Here is a 14,076-nt window from a genome sequence, read left to right on the forward strand (position 1 = left end):
CGACATTTCATTCAAAGACCGAACCATGCCATTGCAATTTGCCGACCGCCTGAACAACGTCGAAACCTCTGCCATTCGCGAGCTTTTCAAACTGCTGGGCAAGCCCGGCATCATCAGCTTTGCCGGCGGCTTTCCAGATCCGGCGATGTTTGATATTGAAGGCATCAAGGACGCCAGCAGCAAGGCGCTGAACGAAGAGCCGGGCGCTGCATTGCAATACGGCGCGACCGAAGGCTACCAGCCGCTGCGCGAGCAACTCAGTGCCTTCATGGCCAGCAAGGGCGCTACGGTGTCGCCGCAAGAGCTGATCGTCACCACCGGCAGCCAGCAGGCGCTGGACTTGCTTGGCAAGACCATGATTTCGCCCGGCGACAAGGTGATTGTCGAAGGCCCGACCTTTCTGGCGACCATCCAGTGCTTTCGCCTGTACGGCGCGCAAGTCATCAGCGCGCCGACCGACGCGCACGGCGTGAAAACCGAGGAACTCGAACAACTGATTGCCGAGCACCAGCCCAAGTTCGTCTACCTGATTCCCACTTTCGGCAACCCGAGCGGCGCGCTGCTTAGCTTAGAGCGTCGTCGGCAGGTGCTGGAAATGGCCGTGAAGCACCAGACGCTGATCGTGGAAGACGACCCGTACGGCGACCTGTACTTTGGCGAAGCGCCGCCGCCGTCGTTATTGGCCTTGAGCGGCAGCGTGCCCGGCAGCCGCGAACTGCTGGCGCATTGCGGCTCACTGAGCAAAGTGCTGTCGCCCGGTCTGCGTATCGGCTGGATGATTGCCCCGCCGGCGCTGCTGGCCAATGCGGTGATGTGCAAGCAGTTCAGCGACGCCCACACCAGCACCTTTGCCCAGGCCACCGCTGCGCAATACCTGAAGGCGGGTCGGATGCCGGCCACACTGGCCCATGTGCGCAAGGTCTACGGCGAGCGCGCCGTCGCCATGGGTGCGGCGTTGAAGCGCGAACTGGGCGATGCGGTGGCTTTCGAGCAGCCGCAGGGCGGGCTGTTTTTCTGGGCGCATCTGACCGGTGAGGGCGGAAAAACCACAGACGCCGGTGAATTCGCCAAAAAAGCCATTGAGCAAGGCGTAGCGTTTGTGCCCGGCGCACCGTTTTATGCGGCGAATCCGGACATGTCCACTTTCCGGCTGAGTTTTGCCACGGCGGATGTGAAAAAGATCGAGGACGGCATCGCGCGGCTCGGAAAGGCTCTGTAAAGCGGTTGTGTCGGCTTGAGCGGTAGAGATATTGCTATCTAAAAAATAGCTGATAGCGCCCGTGGCTATTGCGCAAACGGCTGATTTGAGGGATTGCTAAATTGGTATTTTAATGGAGTCATCCCAAACCCTCGGGCTCACAATAGAGCCAGTTTGGGGCTGCAGCGGGGCGGCAAATTTGCGCTTCCATACGAACAGGATCGAATGCAAGAGCGCCTTGGCGCTCTTGCTGTATGCATGCGTCTTCCTGCGCAGTCTCGCCAGGTAACACCGAAGCTTGTTGTTCATGCTCTCAATGTGGTGCGTATGGGCTTTGCTTTGCGTGTGCCGCATGCGGGGCAAAATGGCGCAGTAAGGCTTGTGCTGGTCGGTGCAGTACTGAACGTGCTGTGCATTTGTCAGTTGTTGGCCAATTACCCGGGCCGTGGCCGTACCCCGGTCTCCCAGTGCCCAAGCCACGATCCGGTGGGTGCTTCGCTCTATCCCCCACCACAGCCAGATCGGTTTTTTTTGGAGCCCACGTAACTCCACATCTCGTCGATCTCGACCACTTGCTGCTCAGCTGCTGGCGGGGGCTTAAGCGCATAGTCTTCGACTTCCTTGCGTACCCACCCCAGCACCGAGTTGTGGCTCACCCCCACCACCCTTTCAATGGCGCGCGCGGACATCCCTTCGGCATACAGCGCCAACGCCTTATCACGCGTTTGGCTGTCGATCCGCCGGTGGTTCTTGTCACCAAAGGTGCGCCCGCACGCCTTGCACATCCATCTTTGGTGGCCGTGGCGGCTGATTCCCGATTTACGCATTTGTGCGCTTTGGCAGCGTGGGCATTGCAATGTCATGACCAGTAGCTTGTCTCAACTGATGATTTTTAGCAATACAGTTTTAGCAATCCCTGATTTTATGCTTGAAATGAGCGTGAATTCCCGCGTTATCGGCCAACCGACTACGCCGGCGCGTGCTGCAAAGGCGTTTTTTCAGAGCTAGCGGCGGGTTTATGCATTAAACAGGCTGCTTGCGCAAGCAGGGCGGGCGCAAGCAGCTCTCTATTTAATAGCAAATTTACTTCAATCGCAGTGCTGGGCGGGTGACCGCTTCGGGCCATCGCCCGGCGAATGCGCTGCCCACTGCGCGCGCCTTTAAACTCTCCCCCCATGTCTCCCGTCCTTTCCCGTCTTTCCGCCATTAAAACCATTGCTGCCGTGCAGTTTCATCGCCTCGTAGGCCTTATCAAACGCTATCCGGTGCGGTCGGCTTTGTTGCTTCCGGTGCTGTTGCTGCTGTATGTACTGGTGATGATTCCCTTCACGCCCGGTATTGGCGACTTGCGCAAGGCCAAATCCGAGGTGCCGTCGGTGTTGCTGGCGTCCAATGGCACGGTGCTGGCTGAATACAAGCGCATCAACCGGCAATGGGTGGGGCTGGAAAAAATATCGCCGCATGTCATCAATGCCTTGATTTCCACCGAAGACCACCGTTTCTACGAACACCACGGCATCGACTTTCGGCGCACGATAGGCGCGGTGATCAGCACCTTGTCCGGCGAGTTGCAGGGCGGCTCGACCATCACGCAGCAGCTGGCGCGCAACCTGTACCCCGAGGAAATTGGCCGCGCCACGTCCATCACGCGCAAGGTCAAGGAGGCGATTACCGCGCTGAAGATCGAGGCGGTGTATTCCAAGGATGAGATTCTGGAAACCTACCTCAACACTGTGCCGTTTTTGTACAACGCTTTCGGCATTGAAATGGCGGCGCGCACCTACTTTGACAAATCTGCCGAAAAGCTCGATGTGCTGGAAAGTGCCACGCTGATCGGCATGCTCAAGGGCACGAGTTACTACAACCCCGTGCTAAACCCGGAACGTGCCAAGGCGCGCCGCAACCTGGTGCTGGGGCAGATGGCCAAACGCGGCAAGCTTGACCCGGCCCGGCTGGAGGCGCTCACCAAGCGGCCGCTGAAGCTGGACTTTGAGCGCCAGGTCGAGCCGCTCGGCATGGCGCCGCACGTGGCACAGCACCTGCGCAAATGGCTCATTGGCTGGGCCGACGGCAAGGGCTACAACATTTACTCTGATGGCCTGCGGGTGCGCACTACGCTCGACGCCAGCATCCAGAAGCTGGCCAATCAGGCCGTGGCGCGGCAGTTGGGCCAGCTGCAAAAGCTCGCCGACGGCCAGCGCAAGGCGGGCCAGGAGAGGGCCGTGCTGCAGGCCGGTTTTCTGGCGGTCGATCCGCGCAGTGGCGCGGTGCGGGCCTGGGTCGGCAGCCGCGACTTTGCGCAGGAACAGTTTGACCATGTCAGCCAGGCGCGTCGCCAGCCGGGTTCGACCTTCAAGCCTTTTGTGTATGGCGCAGCGTTCATGCAGGGATTGAGCCCCTCAGACACCTTGATTGACCGGCCGGTCGCCATCACCTCTGACAGCGGCGACGTGTGGACGCCCAGCGATGCGACACCGCCGACCGGCCTTGCCACCACCTTGTATGACGGTCTGGTGTATTCCAAAAACACCATCACCGCCCAGTTGATGCAAAAAGTCGGGCCGGAAAAGGTCGGGCAACTGGCGCAGGCGCTGGGTATACGGCAGAGCAAGCTGGACTTGGTGCCTTCGCTGGCGCTGGGCACCAGCCCGGTCACGCTGCTGGAAATGGTCGCCGCTTACAGCTCCATTGCCAATGGCGGGGACTACAAGCTGCCGGTGCTGGTGGCGCAGGTCGAAAACGCTGAGGGCCAGGTGCTCGAAGCTTTTGCGCCCATCACCGAAAGCGTGCCGGCCATGCCGCGCGCGCAAACGCTGACGCTGGTCAATGTGATGCGCGGCGTGATTGACCAGGGCACCGGCAGCGCCATTCGCCAGCGCTACGGCATCACCGCCGACGTGGCCGGCAAGACCGGCACCACGCAGGACAACACCGACGGCTGGTTCATCATGATGCATCCGCAACTGGTGGCCGGCGCCCGCGTCGGCTTCAACGACAACAGCGTCACGATGGGGTCGTGGGGGCAGGGCGCGCGCAGTGCGCTGCCGATGGTGGGCGATGTTTTTCAGCAGGCGCTGCGTAACCGCTTGCTGGACCAAAACGCCGAATTTGACATACCGCGCAGCCGTCCGTCGCCCCCGCAGCCACCACCGCCTTCGCCGGATCAACGGCAGCAGCAGCGCCGCAATGATCCGCTGTCACAAATCGTGAACGGCATATTTGGCCGGATTTTGAAGCAGCTGCAGTAAGCGCGTTCAGCGCAAGCCGGGTGACCGGGGTGGTGAAGCACGCGTGCCAGCCGCTTTGCCGCCAGCGCATGTCAAGCCATCGTGTGCAGCGGAATGTCTTTTTCCAGCGCCAGCGTGTCCAGTTCCTGACGCGTTTTTGTCAGCATGAAATCCGCGATGTGCTGGCGCGTGGCGGGGGCCAGCAGCGTGTTGATATCAGACGCCGCCATGCCCGCCGCCGCACACAGCGCCGCTGCAAAATGCGGCTCCAGCGCGGCCAGCGCGACGCGGCCATCTTTGCATGCGTAGACTCGATAACCGGCATGCGCGCCGCCAATCCAGCCGCCCGGCTGCGTCAGCCCCCATTGCCGGGGCAGCGCCAGGTAACCGGCGGCCACTGACAGGGCGACTTCAATGAACACGCCTTTGCTTTCTGCGCTGCGCCGCAGCATGCAGGCCTGCAGCACGGCTTCGGTCGCCATCAGCGAGCCGCCCATGTCGGCATACAACGTGGCGGGCAGTTCCATGCCCGGCACCAGGCCGTTTTCGGCCAGATAGGTCAGGTCGTGGCCGGGTTCTTCAGCGCGCTCGCCGGGGCTGCCGACGATGGCGACTTGCGACAGGGCCGGGTAGCGCGCCTGCAGCGTATCCCAGGCAATGCCCAGCTTTTTGAACGCCGACGGGCGAAATGAGGTCAGCAGCACATCGGTTTCGGCCAGTGCGCGGTGCAAAACTTCTTGGCCTTGGGCGGTTTTCAGGTCTGCTTTTTGCAGCTCGATGCCCTCGTGCAGTTGCGCATAGGCCGCCGGGTTGTAGTGGCCCATCGGGTCGCCGCCGAGTGGTTCGAGCTTGAGGCAAGTGGCGCCCATCTGGCGCAGGCGCATCAGCGCGGCCGGGCCGGGCAGGTTGAGTGCCAGGCTCAGGATGCGGACGCCCTGAAGGGGCTGGAAGGGCAAAGCGGGAGTGTGTGTCATTTGCTATTTAATTAGGAGCTGCTTGTGCCCGATGCATAAGCGCCAGCGGTTGAAATGACCCCCAATTTACCGCAAAACCCGGCGCGCCATTGAAAACGGGCGACAGTGTCATCTGTGGGAACCCGCCGCAGCCGGCGATAAAGTCGCACCCAATTTCATGCCTCTGGCCGTCTTTTTCGCAGCGCATGACAGCCGACACCTTGCGGCGTGAACTGCTGCCGCTGCTGTGAGTCGCCCCAATAGCCTGACTGCAGGGCTGAAAAAACCGGCGGGGTAAACTCATCGGCCAAGCAGTTTTCGCTGCTTCCAACCTCTTTTTTTAATGCTCCCTGACGACATTTCCCGGCTGGCGCTGGACGCCTTTGACCATGCCGTGAACGCTTCTGGCTCCTTTCGCGACCGCCCCGGCCAGCGCCTGATGGCCGAAAAAGTCGCCCAGATTTTCAGCCTTGCCACCCTCGGCAAAATCGAAGAGGGCGGCGATGAACCGATTCGTGCCATTGCCGTGATTCAGGCCGGCACCGGCGTTGGCAAGTCGCTGGCGTATTGCGCGCCGGCCATTGCCGCCGCCCTGGCGCGCAACACCCGCGTGATGATTTCGACCGCCACCGTGGCCTTGCAAGAGCAACTCGTCAACAAGGACTTGCCCGCGCTGGCCGCCATCTTGCCGCAGGATTTCCGCTTTGGCCTGGCCAAGGGACGCGGGCGCTATGTTTGCAAGCTCAAGCTGTCGCGCCACGCCGGCACGGCAGACGAGGGCGAAGACGACGATTTGTTCACCGACGAACTCGCCGCCGCGCCGCTGCACGTGATGCAGGCGCGCAGCACGTTTTATGCGTCCTTGGTACGCGACCTGGCCAGCGGCGCCTGGGACGGCGACCGTGACAACCTGGCCCAGCCGCCCGAGTCCGACTTCTGGTCGCCGGTGGCCGCCGAGGCCAGCTCGTGTACCAGCAAGCATTGCCCGGTCTACAACCAGTGCAGCTATTTTGAAAAGCGCAAGGAACTGGTCGGCGCGCAGGTGATTGTGGTGAACCACGATTTGCTGATGTCGTCGCTGGGTTCGCGCATGTTGCCCGAGCTGGACAACTGCCTCTTGGTGCTTGATGAAGGCCATCACCTGCCTGTCGTGGCGCTTGACCATTTCGCGGCGTCGATGGATTTGAGCCGCACGCTCTGGCTGGAAACGCTGGCCACCCGGGCGCGGCGCACCGGCGGGCTGATGAATGTGTCTGAAGCGTCAGACGCGCCGCGCCTGGCCGCCCAGTTGCGCCAGGGCATGGTGGACTTGAGCCGTTTGCTGATGGACATGCACGGCCAGGAGTTTAAAAATTCGCGCTCGGCGCACGGGCCGGTGCGTTTTCGTCTGCCGCGCGGCCACTTGCCGGAGGCGCTGGACGAGCCGCTGCGTTTGCTCAGCGTGCTGGCCGATAGTTTTCTGGCGCTGCTGAACGAGATTGCCAAGGCCCTGCGCACCGCCATGCGCGACCAGCCCGACGAGGCGCGCCGGCTGTCGATTTTGTATGCGCAGCTCGGCATGCTGTCGCCCCGGCTGGAAAAAATGCAGGCCACGACCGAGTTGCTGCTGAAATCCGCCGAAACCGAACAAGACAGCGTGCCAGTGGCCAAATGGTTCACCTTTGAAACCAGCGACGGCGGCATGGACAGCGGCATGGTGGTCATCAAGGCGCATGCCAGCCCGATTTTGCCGGGCACCACGCTGCGCAACAATTTCTGGTCGCGCGTGCGCGCGGCGGTCGTCACGTCGGCCACCTTGACCAGTTGCGGCCAGTTTGACTTTTACCTGCGCGAGTCGGGTTTGCAAAATGACGAGGCCGTCACGGCGCTGGAAGTCGCCAGCCCGTTTGACTACGCCAGCCAGGGCCGTTTCGTGACCGTCGAAACCCGGGCAGACCCCAAGCAGGCCGAAGCCTTCACGGTTGAAATGGTGCAGTGCCTGCTGGGGGATGTGGCGCAGGTCGAACACGGCGCGCTGTGCCTGTTCACGTCGCGCGAGCAGATGCGCCAGGCGGTTGCCGCGCTGGACGGCACGCTGCGCGGCACGGTGCTGGTGCAGGGCGAATTGCCGCGCACCGTGCTGCTGCAGCGCCACCGCGAACGCGTCGAGGCCGGCGGCGCATCGGTCATCTTCGGCATGCAGTCGTTTGGCGAGGGGCTGGACTTGCCGGGGCAGCTGTGCGAAAGCGTGTTCATCGCCAAGCTGCCGTTTGCGCCGCCAGACGACCCGGTCGGCGAGGCGCGGGCCGAATGGCTGCGCTCGGTGGGGCGCGATCCGTTCAGTGAACTGGTGGTGCCGGCCACTGCGATCCGGCTGGCGCAATGGGCGGGTCGGGCGATACGGCTTGAAACCGACCGGGCGTTTGTCTATTGCTATGACCGCCGGCTGGTCAACACCAGTTACGGCAAGCGTTTGCTGCAGGGGCTGCCGCCGTTTTTGCAGCAGCGCCGCAGTGCAGCAGGCGTGGTGACGCCGCCCTGAGGAAACCGGCGCGCCAACCGGGCTCCAAGCGATTGAAAAATGCCTTTTAAGCATAAAAAGTCCTGATTAGCTACTTCCCTCAGACGTTTTTTCCCTCTGTCATTCCCGCGAAGGCGGGAATCCAGTGTTCGATGCCCAACTCCGGCTGGATTCCCGCCTTCGCGGGAATGACGGTTTGCAGTGTCTGATGCATGTATCTAATCAGGTAAAAAGTGCCTGTTGTGCAGGCTGTACGTGCGCTGACAGCTATTTATTTAATAGTAAAAAAGCCTTGGCGCTTTGCTTGCCGCGATGGACTAATCAAACGGATTTAACGCTTGGTGCTTTAGACGCCCAAGTATTGCTGCAGCAGTTCGGGCTGCGCATGCAGCGTGTCCGAGCTGCCTTCAAACACCACTTCGCCCTTGACCAGAATCACGTTGCGGTCGGTGATCTGGCTGACGTGCTTCCAGTTTTTGTCCACTATCACGCTGCTGATGCCGGTTTCGCGCACCAGCCGGCAAATGCGCCAGATGTCGCGGGCAATCAGCGGCGCCAGGCCTTCGGTGGCTTCGTCCAGGATTAGCACGTCGGGATTGGTCATGAGCGCGCGCCCGATGGTCAGCATTTGCTGCTCCCCGCCGCTGAGCTGCTGGCCGCCGTGGCTCAGGCGCTCCTTCAGGCGCGGAAAGGTGTCGAGCACGCGGTCATACGTCCAGTCACGCTGGCCCCGCGTGCCGGCGCGTGCGGCCATTTTCAGGTTTTCGACGACGCTCAGGTTGCCAAAAATACCCCGGCCTTCGGGCACGTAGGCGATGCCGAGCCGGGCGATTTCATACGGTGCGCGCCCCGTCATCGGCTGGCCGGCAATCTCGACCGAACCGGAACGCGGCTTGACCAGGCCCATGATGCTTTTGAGCAGCGTGCTCTTGCCCATGCCGTTGCGGCCCATCAGGCCGATGGTTTCGCCGCGTGCCACGCTAAAGCTGAGGTCGCGCAAAATATGGCTGGCACCGTAGTAGGTGTTGATCTTTTGCGCATGGATCAGCAGGTCTTGAGGCTTCATACGCTTTCTTCCCCGATGTCTTCGCCCAGATAAGCCGCTTGTACGCTAGCGTCAAGCCGGATTTCAGCGGGCGTACCGCTGGCAATGACCTGGCCGTTGACCATCACCGTGAGCTGGTCGGCGAGCGCAAAAACGGCATCCATGTCGTGTTCGACCAGCAAGATGCCGTGGTCTTTTTTCAGGCTTTGCAGCAAGCTGACCATGCGTTCGGCTTCTACGGCACCCATACCGGCCAGCGGTTCGTCGAGCAGCAGCACCTGCGGCCCGGTCGCCAGCGTCATGGCGATTTCAAGCTGGCGCTGTTCGCCGTGGCTGATGGTGCCGGCAATGCTGTTTTTCCGGTTTTTCAAGCCAGAAAGGGCGATAGCGCTTTCTGCACGGTCGTTGATTGCTCTGTATTTTATAGCGCGACTGAGCCAGCTGGCCGCGTGCGGCGCGCGGGACTGTGCCGCCAGCCGGACGTTTTCCCAGACCGTGAAGGGTAAAAATATATTGGTTTTCTGGTAGCTGCGGCCCAGGCCTTGCGCAGAGATTTTTTCGGGACGCCAGCCGGTCACGTCTTTGTCGCCCAACTGCACGGAACCCGAGGTGAGCGGCAAATCGCCCGACAGCAAATTGGTCAGCGTGGACTTGCCGGCCCCATTCGGGCCAATCACGGCATGGATGCGGCCGCGCCAGAGATCGACCGACACATCGTTGACCGCAGCCAGGCCGCCGAAGCGTTTGGTGAGGTTTTTGGCGCTCAAGAGAACGTCGTTCATGACGCGTCCTCCTTGTCAGTGTGGGTGTTCGTGTCATTGGCGCTGGACGGCCTGGACTTGCCGAGCCGGCTGGCCAGGCCCAGCACGCCGCGTGGCGCGAAAGTGATCAGCAGCACGATGAACAGGCCCATCCAGAGCTGCCAGTGTTTGCCCAGGTTGACGCTGCCGACCTGCGGCAAGTCCTTGAAGACATGCAGCAGGTATTCAAAGGTGAACGCGCCGACAATCGCACCGGCAAAATTGCCCATGCCACCCAGCACCACCATCATGATGGTGTGTGCGCTCATCTGAAACCCCATGAGTTCGGGGTTGATGTAACCCGTCTGGATGCCCCAGAGGTAGCCCGCCAGACCGGCTAGAGCGCCGGCCAGCGTGAAAGCGGCGAGCTTGTAGCCAAAGGTGGCAAAACCCATCGCCCGCATGCGGTGTTCGTTGACACGAATGCCCGCCAGCGCCCGGCCAAACGGGCTCCAGAGCAGCCGCCGCAAAAATGCATAGACCAGCAGCATCGCGCCCAGCGTGAAGTAATACAGCGTGCGCTTGCTGTCCAGGTCAAACGGCACCCAGCCAAACACTGCCGTGTCGGGCTTGAAGTTGATGTAAAGCCCGTCAGAGCCGCCCAGCACCTTATTGTCAAAAAACAGGAAAAACACCATTTGCGCGAAAGCCATGGTGACCATGATGAAGTAGATGCCGTGGGTGCGAACGACAAAAAATCCAATCACCAGCGCCGCCAGCCCTGAGCCCAGCACGGCCACCGGCAAGCTCCACCACAGGCTGACCGGCTCGCCCGCTGGCGTCAAAAAAGCCAGCGCATACCCGGCCAGACCAAAGTAGGCCGCATGGCCCAGAGAAACCAGCCCGGTCACGCCTTGCAGCAAGTCCAGGCTCATGGCAAAAATCGCCATGATCATCATGCGCGTGATCATCTCGGTGTAGTAGTCGGTGCTGGTAAACGGAAACGCGCACAGCGCGATCAGCCCGAGGCCCAGCGTCATCTGCACGCCGCGCGGCAGGATTTCCATGTTTTGTTTTGGCGTGCTCATTGTTTGAACAACCCTTCCGGTTTCCAAAGCAGCACCGCCGCCATCAAGATATACACCAGCATGCCGGCCACCTGCGGCAGCAGCACTTTGCCGAAGGTGTCGACCAGGCCGACCAGCAGGGCAGCAATCAGCGCACCGCGCACCGACCCGATGCCGCCAATTACCACCACCACAAAACACATGATGAGCACTTGCGAGCCCATGTTGGGGTAGACGCTGGCCACCGGCGCGGCCACCATGCCGGCCACCGCCGCCAGCCCGACACCGAGTGCAAACACGACAGCATGGATCAGCTTGATATTGACGCCCAGTGACTCGGCCATGTCGCGGTTGAAGGCGCCGGCGCGTATCTTCATGCCGAGTCGGGTTTTGGAAATCAGCAGATATAAACCCGCCGCCAAAGCCAGGCAAACGCCCGACATAAACAGGCGGTAGACCGGATATGACAGGTTGTCGGTCAGTGCAATAGAGGCGCTGAGCAAGTCTGGAACCGCGACGCCGTGCACATCGTCGCCCCAAAAGATGGAGCGCAATTCTTCAAAAATGTAGATCAGGCCAAAAGTCAGCAGCACCTGGTCGAGGTGGTCACGCTGGTAAAAATGCCGAAACAGCAGCCATTCAAGTGCCAGCCCAAACACCAGCGACAGCGCGACGCCAACCCCAATAGCCAGCATCAAGCTGCCCAATTGCGCGCTGAGTGACCAGGCCAAATAAGCACCCAGCATGTAAAAGCTGCCATGCGCCAGATTGACGACGCCCATGATGCCAAAAATGAGCGTCAGGCCGGCAGCCAGCATGAACAACAGCAGACCGTACTGAACGCTGTTGAGCAGCTGGATGAAAAAAGTGGCGATATCCATCAGGGTGTTTCCCGGATTGTCGAAGGCAGTGTCATTGAAGGCCCGCAGGGTGAACGCAAGAAAAGTGAGGCTGACAAAAAAATGGGAGGCTTAAAAACCTCCCATCAACGCAGGACTGTCAGCGTCAGACCATCTTGCAGCCGGCACCGGAGTCAGCCAGTGCCTTGGCGGCGATGCCGATCACCTTGTTTTCCTTCTTTTCGACCACGCGCAGGTAAATGTCTTGCACCGGGTTGTGCGCCTTGCTCATGGTCCACTTGCCGCGCGGGCTGTCGATGGTGGCGCCTTCCAAGGCTTTGTACAGGGCGGGTTTGCTGTTCAGGTCGCCCTTCACGGCATTCGCCCCCTGAATCAGCAGCAAGCCGGTGTCGTAGCCTTGCATCGCATACACGTCAGGCTGGGTGCGGTAGGCTTTGACGTAGTCGAGGCGGAATTTCTTGTTGCGCGGCGTGTCGAGTGAGTCGCTGTAATGCATGGTGGTGACGATGCCTTCTGCGGCCGGCCCGGCGGCTTCAAGCACACCTTCCGTCAGGAAGCCCGAGCCATAAAGTGGAATCTTCCCTTGCAGGCCTGCGGCAGCGTAGTCGCGGATGAACTTGGCCGCGCCCCCGCCGGCAAAAAAGCAAGCCACCGCATCGGGTTTCAGCGCGGCAATTTCAGTCAGCAGGGCCTGAAATTCAACGTTGGGGAAGGGCAGGCCGAGCTCCTTGATGATGGTGCCGCCCGCTGCTGTGTAGCTTTCCTTGAAGCCTTCAAACGCTTCGTCGCCGGCGGCGTATTTCCAGGTGATCCAGACAGCCTTCTTGTGGCCTCTGGCGACCATCGCCTGGCCCAAAGCGCGCGTCGGCTGGGAATTGCTGAAGGAGGTGCGAAACACGTTGGGCGCACACAGCGCGCGCGTGGCGGCATGCACGCCGGCATTCGGAATCAGGCACAGAACGCCGCTGTCGCGAGCGACTTTCTGGATGCCCATCTGCACACCCGAATGCACCGTGCCGACCAGTACATCGACCTTGTCGCGCTGCACCAGTTTGTTGGCGTTTTCAACGCCCTTGGACGGCTCGGATTCGTCGTCCACCTTGAAATATTCAATCTCGCGTCCGCCGAGCCTGCCGCCTTGTTCGTTGATCGCCATGCGAAAGCCGTTTTCAATCGCCACACCCAACTGGCTGAACGTGCCGGTGTAAGGAAGCATAAATCCCACGCGAAGCTTGCTTGTTTGGGCGCGCACCATTTCAGGCAACAACAGCCCGCTGGAGGCGGCACCGATAACAGCAGCACTGCGGGCAAGTACCTGGCGACGAGTGGACATGGACATTTCCTTTTTTGAAATTGACAGTTATCTGCGAATAATAAAACGGCTTTCTGTTGGCGCTTCTAGTGTAAAACCCGAGATTGAGGGTTAAATTGTTTACTTCTAAAGAATTTATTTGTGCTTATTCGATACAAATAGGTTCATTCATGGCCTGCGCGCGGCGGAGATCACTGAATCTGGCTGGCTGGCAGAGGGGCTTGAAAGTGCGCCTGTTTGTCGGTTTGTTGAAACGTTGCCCGTTGATTCCAGCGGTGGACCCCAAAGCGTTAGCTGCGCTGCAATACTTCTTCCAGCCACTGACGGCTCCACTGCGCGCCTGCGGCTTCGGGCAGGCTATCGGCGCTGGCATCGTGGCACCAGAGTTCTCCGAGCCGCTGCGCGCCAAGATCCTGCAGGCGCTCATCAAATTTCTTTGCCCCAAAACAGAAGGTTTGCTGGTGCGTCCCGTTGTCGCCCAGCCCCATCACGCCGTACCGTACATGGCCCAGATAGCGGGGCTCGGTGTCCAGCGATTGATACAAGGCCTGTGCGTTGTCGGGTACATCGCCTGCGCCGTAGGTCGAGGTGCAAATCAGGTAGATCACCTCTTGCGGGTTGTCTGTGTCAAACACACTGATGCCAAGATCATCCATGGCTTCGATCTCGATAGCGCTGAGCAGACCGGCGCATTCCATCTGAATGGCTTGGGCGACCAAGGTGGCGGTGCCGGTCATCGTGCCTACAAGTATTTTGAGTTTCATGGGGTGGTTGAAAAAAGAAGACAGGGATACGCACCCTACGCGTGAAAACGCGAAGGCTAGCGGGCGTCATTGATTGAAGGGAGACAACAAAAAACCCGCCATGCGAGTAAACATGCGGGTTCTGATGTGTTGTGAGACGGTATGAAGGGCTGATTTGGTCTGCCCGGAGGGGATCGAACCCCCGACCCTCAGCTTAGAAGGCTGATGCTCTATCCAACTGAGCTACGGGCAGATATAAAAAAAGCCCACCTAGTGAGCTTTTTTTAATTAATTATGGTCGGAGTACAAGGATTCGAACCTTGGACCCCCTGGTCCCAAACCAGGTGCGCTACCAGGCTGCGCCACACTCCGCCTTGTTGATTATTATATGACGAAAGATTGGCATTCTTGCTGTGCTGCACAAGATTTTT

12 protein-coding genes and 2 tRNA genes are annotated in these 14,076 nt (G+C 60.3%); 3 read left to right on the plus strand and 11 right to left on the minus strand.

What is annotated here, in order from left to right:
- Positions 1-31 precede the first annotated feature (31 nt).
- Positions 32-1,219 (plus strand): aminotransferase-like domain-containing protein, encoded by a 1,188-nt coding sequence (locus RCH06_RS08940; protein ID WP_327081235.1) that lies wholly within the window; start codon positions 32-34, stop codon positions 1,217-1,219.
- A 96-nt stretch (positions 1,220-1,315) separates the two neighbouring features.
- Here RCH06_RS08940 and RCH06_RS17890 read toward each other — a convergent pair whose 3' ends face one another.
- Positions 1,316-1,750 carry an IS1 family transposase gene (locus RCH06_RS17890; RefSeq protein ID WP_442799628.1) on the minus strand — a complete coding sequence of 145 codons (435 nt, stop codon included), beginning with the start codon at positions 1,748-1,750 and terminating at the stop codon, positions 1,316-1,318.
- Positions 1,699-2,061 carry an IS1 family transposase gene (locus tag RCH06_RS08945; protein ID WP_327081107.1) on the minus strand — a complete coding sequence of 121 codons (363 nt, stop codon included), beginning with the start codon at positions 2,059-2,061 and terminating at the stop codon, positions 1,699-1,701. Before RCH06_RS08945 ends, RCH06_RS17890 begins: the two co-directional genes overlap by 52 nt.
- Positions 2,062-2,373: 312 nt before the next feature.
- Here RCH06_RS08945 and RCH06_RS08950 point away from each other — a divergent pair, with 312 nt between their 5' ends.
- Positions 2,374-4,446, plus strand: a complete 2,073-nt coding sequence (locus RCH06_RS08950) for a penicillin-binding protein 1A (protein ID WP_327081108.1) — start codon at positions 2,374-2,376, stop codon at positions 4,444-4,446.
- A 71-nt stretch (positions 4,447-4,517) separates the two neighbouring features.
- Here the strand turns inward: RCH06_RS08950 and RCH06_RS08955 are convergent, their stop codons facing one another.
- Entirely contained in the window at positions 4,518-5,399 is an 882-nt protein-coding gene (locus tag RCH06_RS08955) for a CoA transferase (RefSeq protein WP_327081109.1), read from the minus strand.
- A 322-nt stretch (positions 5,400-5,721) separates the two neighbouring features.
- Here RCH06_RS08955 and dinG point away from each other — a divergent pair, with 322 nt between their 5' ends.
- Complete coding sequence (gene dinG, locus RCH06_RS08960; RefSeq protein ID WP_327081110.1) at positions 5,722-7,899, plus strand: ATP-dependent DNA helicase DinG; 2,178 nt, start codon at positions 5,722-5,724, stop codon at positions 7,897-7,899.
- A gap of 325 nt (positions 7,900-8,224) precedes the next feature.
- Here the strand turns inward: dinG and RCH06_RS08965 are convergent, their stop codons facing one another.
- From RCH06_RS08965 to RCH06_RS09000, 8 genes are all read right to left on the minus strand, one after another.
- Positions 8,225-8,944 (minus strand): ABC transporter ATP-binding protein, encoded by a 720-nt coding sequence (locus RCH06_RS08965; protein ID WP_327081111.1) that lies wholly within the window; start codon positions 8,942-8,944, stop codon positions 8,225-8,227.
- Positions 8,941-9,705: an ABC transporter ATP-binding protein gene (locus tag RCH06_RS08970; RefSeq protein ID WP_327081112.1), complete on the minus strand. Its 765-nt coding sequence runs from the start codon at positions 9,703-9,705 to the stop codon at positions 8,941-8,943. Before RCH06_RS08970 ends, RCH06_RS08965 begins: the two co-directional genes overlap by 4 nt.
- A complete protein-coding gene (locus RCH06_RS08975) occupies positions 9,702-10,751 on the minus strand; it encodes a branched-chain amino acid ABC transporter permease (RefSeq protein WP_327081113.1) in 1,050 nt (349 codons plus the stop codon). The genes RCH06_RS08970 and RCH06_RS08975 overlap by 4 nt, the downstream gene beginning before the upstream one ends.
- On the minus strand, positions 10,748-11,611 hold the full coding sequence (locus RCH06_RS08980; RefSeq protein ID WP_327081114.1) for a branched-chain amino acid ABC transporter permease: 864 nt from the start codon (positions 11,609-11,611) through the stop codon (positions 10,748-10,750). The genes RCH06_RS08975 and RCH06_RS08980 overlap by 4 nt, the downstream gene beginning before the upstream one ends.
- A 124-nt stretch (positions 11,612-11,735) precedes the next feature.
- Positions 11,736-12,923, minus strand: a complete 1,188-nt coding sequence (locus RCH06_RS08985) for an ABC transporter substrate-binding protein (protein ID WP_327081115.1) — start codon at positions 12,921-12,923, stop codon at positions 11,736-11,738.
- A gap of 269 nt (positions 12,924-13,192) precedes the next feature.
- Positions 13,193-13,666: a flavodoxin domain-containing protein gene (locus RCH06_RS08990; protein ID WP_327081116.1), complete on the minus strand. Its 474-nt coding sequence runs from the start codon at positions 13,664-13,666 to the stop codon at positions 13,193-13,195.
- Between the two features lie 155 nt (positions 13,667-13,821).
- Positions 13,822-13,898 (minus strand) — tRNA-Arg (locus tag RCH06_RS08995).
- 42 nt (positions 13,899-13,940) lie between these two features.
- A tRNA-Pro gene (locus RCH06_RS09000) sits at positions 13,941-14,017 on the minus strand.
- Positions 14,018-14,076 lie beyond the last annotated feature (59 nt).

It is taken from the genome of Polaromonas sp. CG_9.5 (genome assembly GCF_035984465.1).
Taxonomy (GTDB): Bacteria; Pseudomonadota; Gammaproteobacteria; order Burkholderiales; family Burkholderiaceae_C; genus Polaromonas.

What these genes read in the sequence shown, in the direction of transcription:
- RCH06_RS08945 (WP_327081107.1), bottom strand. Translation starts at nt 2,061, where the DNA reads ATGACATTGCAATGCCCACGCTGCCAAAGCGCACAAATGCGTAAATCG.
- RCH06_RS08950 (WP_327081108.1), top strand. Translation starts at nt 2,374, where the DNA reads ATGTCTCCCGTCCTTTCCCGTCTTTCCGCCATTAAAACCATTGCTGCC.
- RCH06_RS08955 (WP_327081109.1), bottom strand. Translation starts at nt 5,399, where the DNA reads ATGACACACACTCCCGCTTTGCCCTTCCAGCCCCTTCAGGGCGTCCGC.
- dinG (WP_327081110.1), top strand. Translation starts at nt 5,722, where the DNA reads ATGCTCCCTGACGACATTTCCCGGCTGGCGCTGGACGCCTTTGACCAT.
- RCH06_RS08965 (WP_327081111.1), bottom strand. Translation starts at nt 8,944, where the DNA reads ATGAAGCCTCAAGACCTGCTGATCCATGCGCAAAAGATCAACACCTAC.
- RCH06_RS08970 (WP_327081112.1), bottom strand. Translation starts at nt 9,705, where the DNA reads ATGAACGACGTTCTCTTGAGCGCCAAAAACCTCACCAAACGCTTCGGC.
- RCH06_RS08975 (WP_327081113.1), bottom strand. Translation starts at nt 10,751, where the DNA reads ATGAGCACGCCAAAACAAAACATGGAAATCCTGCCGCGCGGCGTGCAG.
- RCH06_RS08980 (WP_327081114.1), bottom strand. Translation starts at nt 11,611, where the DNA reads ATGGATATCGCCACTTTTTTCATCCAGCTGCTCAACAGCGTTCAGTAC.
- RCH06_RS08985 (WP_327081115.1), bottom strand. Translation starts at nt 12,923, where the DNA reads ATGTCCACTCGTCGCCAGGTACTTGCCCGCAGTGCTGCTGTTATCGGT.
- RCH06_RS08990 (WP_327081116.1), bottom strand. Translation starts at nt 13,666, where the DNA reads ATGAAACTCAAAATACTTGTAGGCACGATGACCGGCACCGCCACCTTG.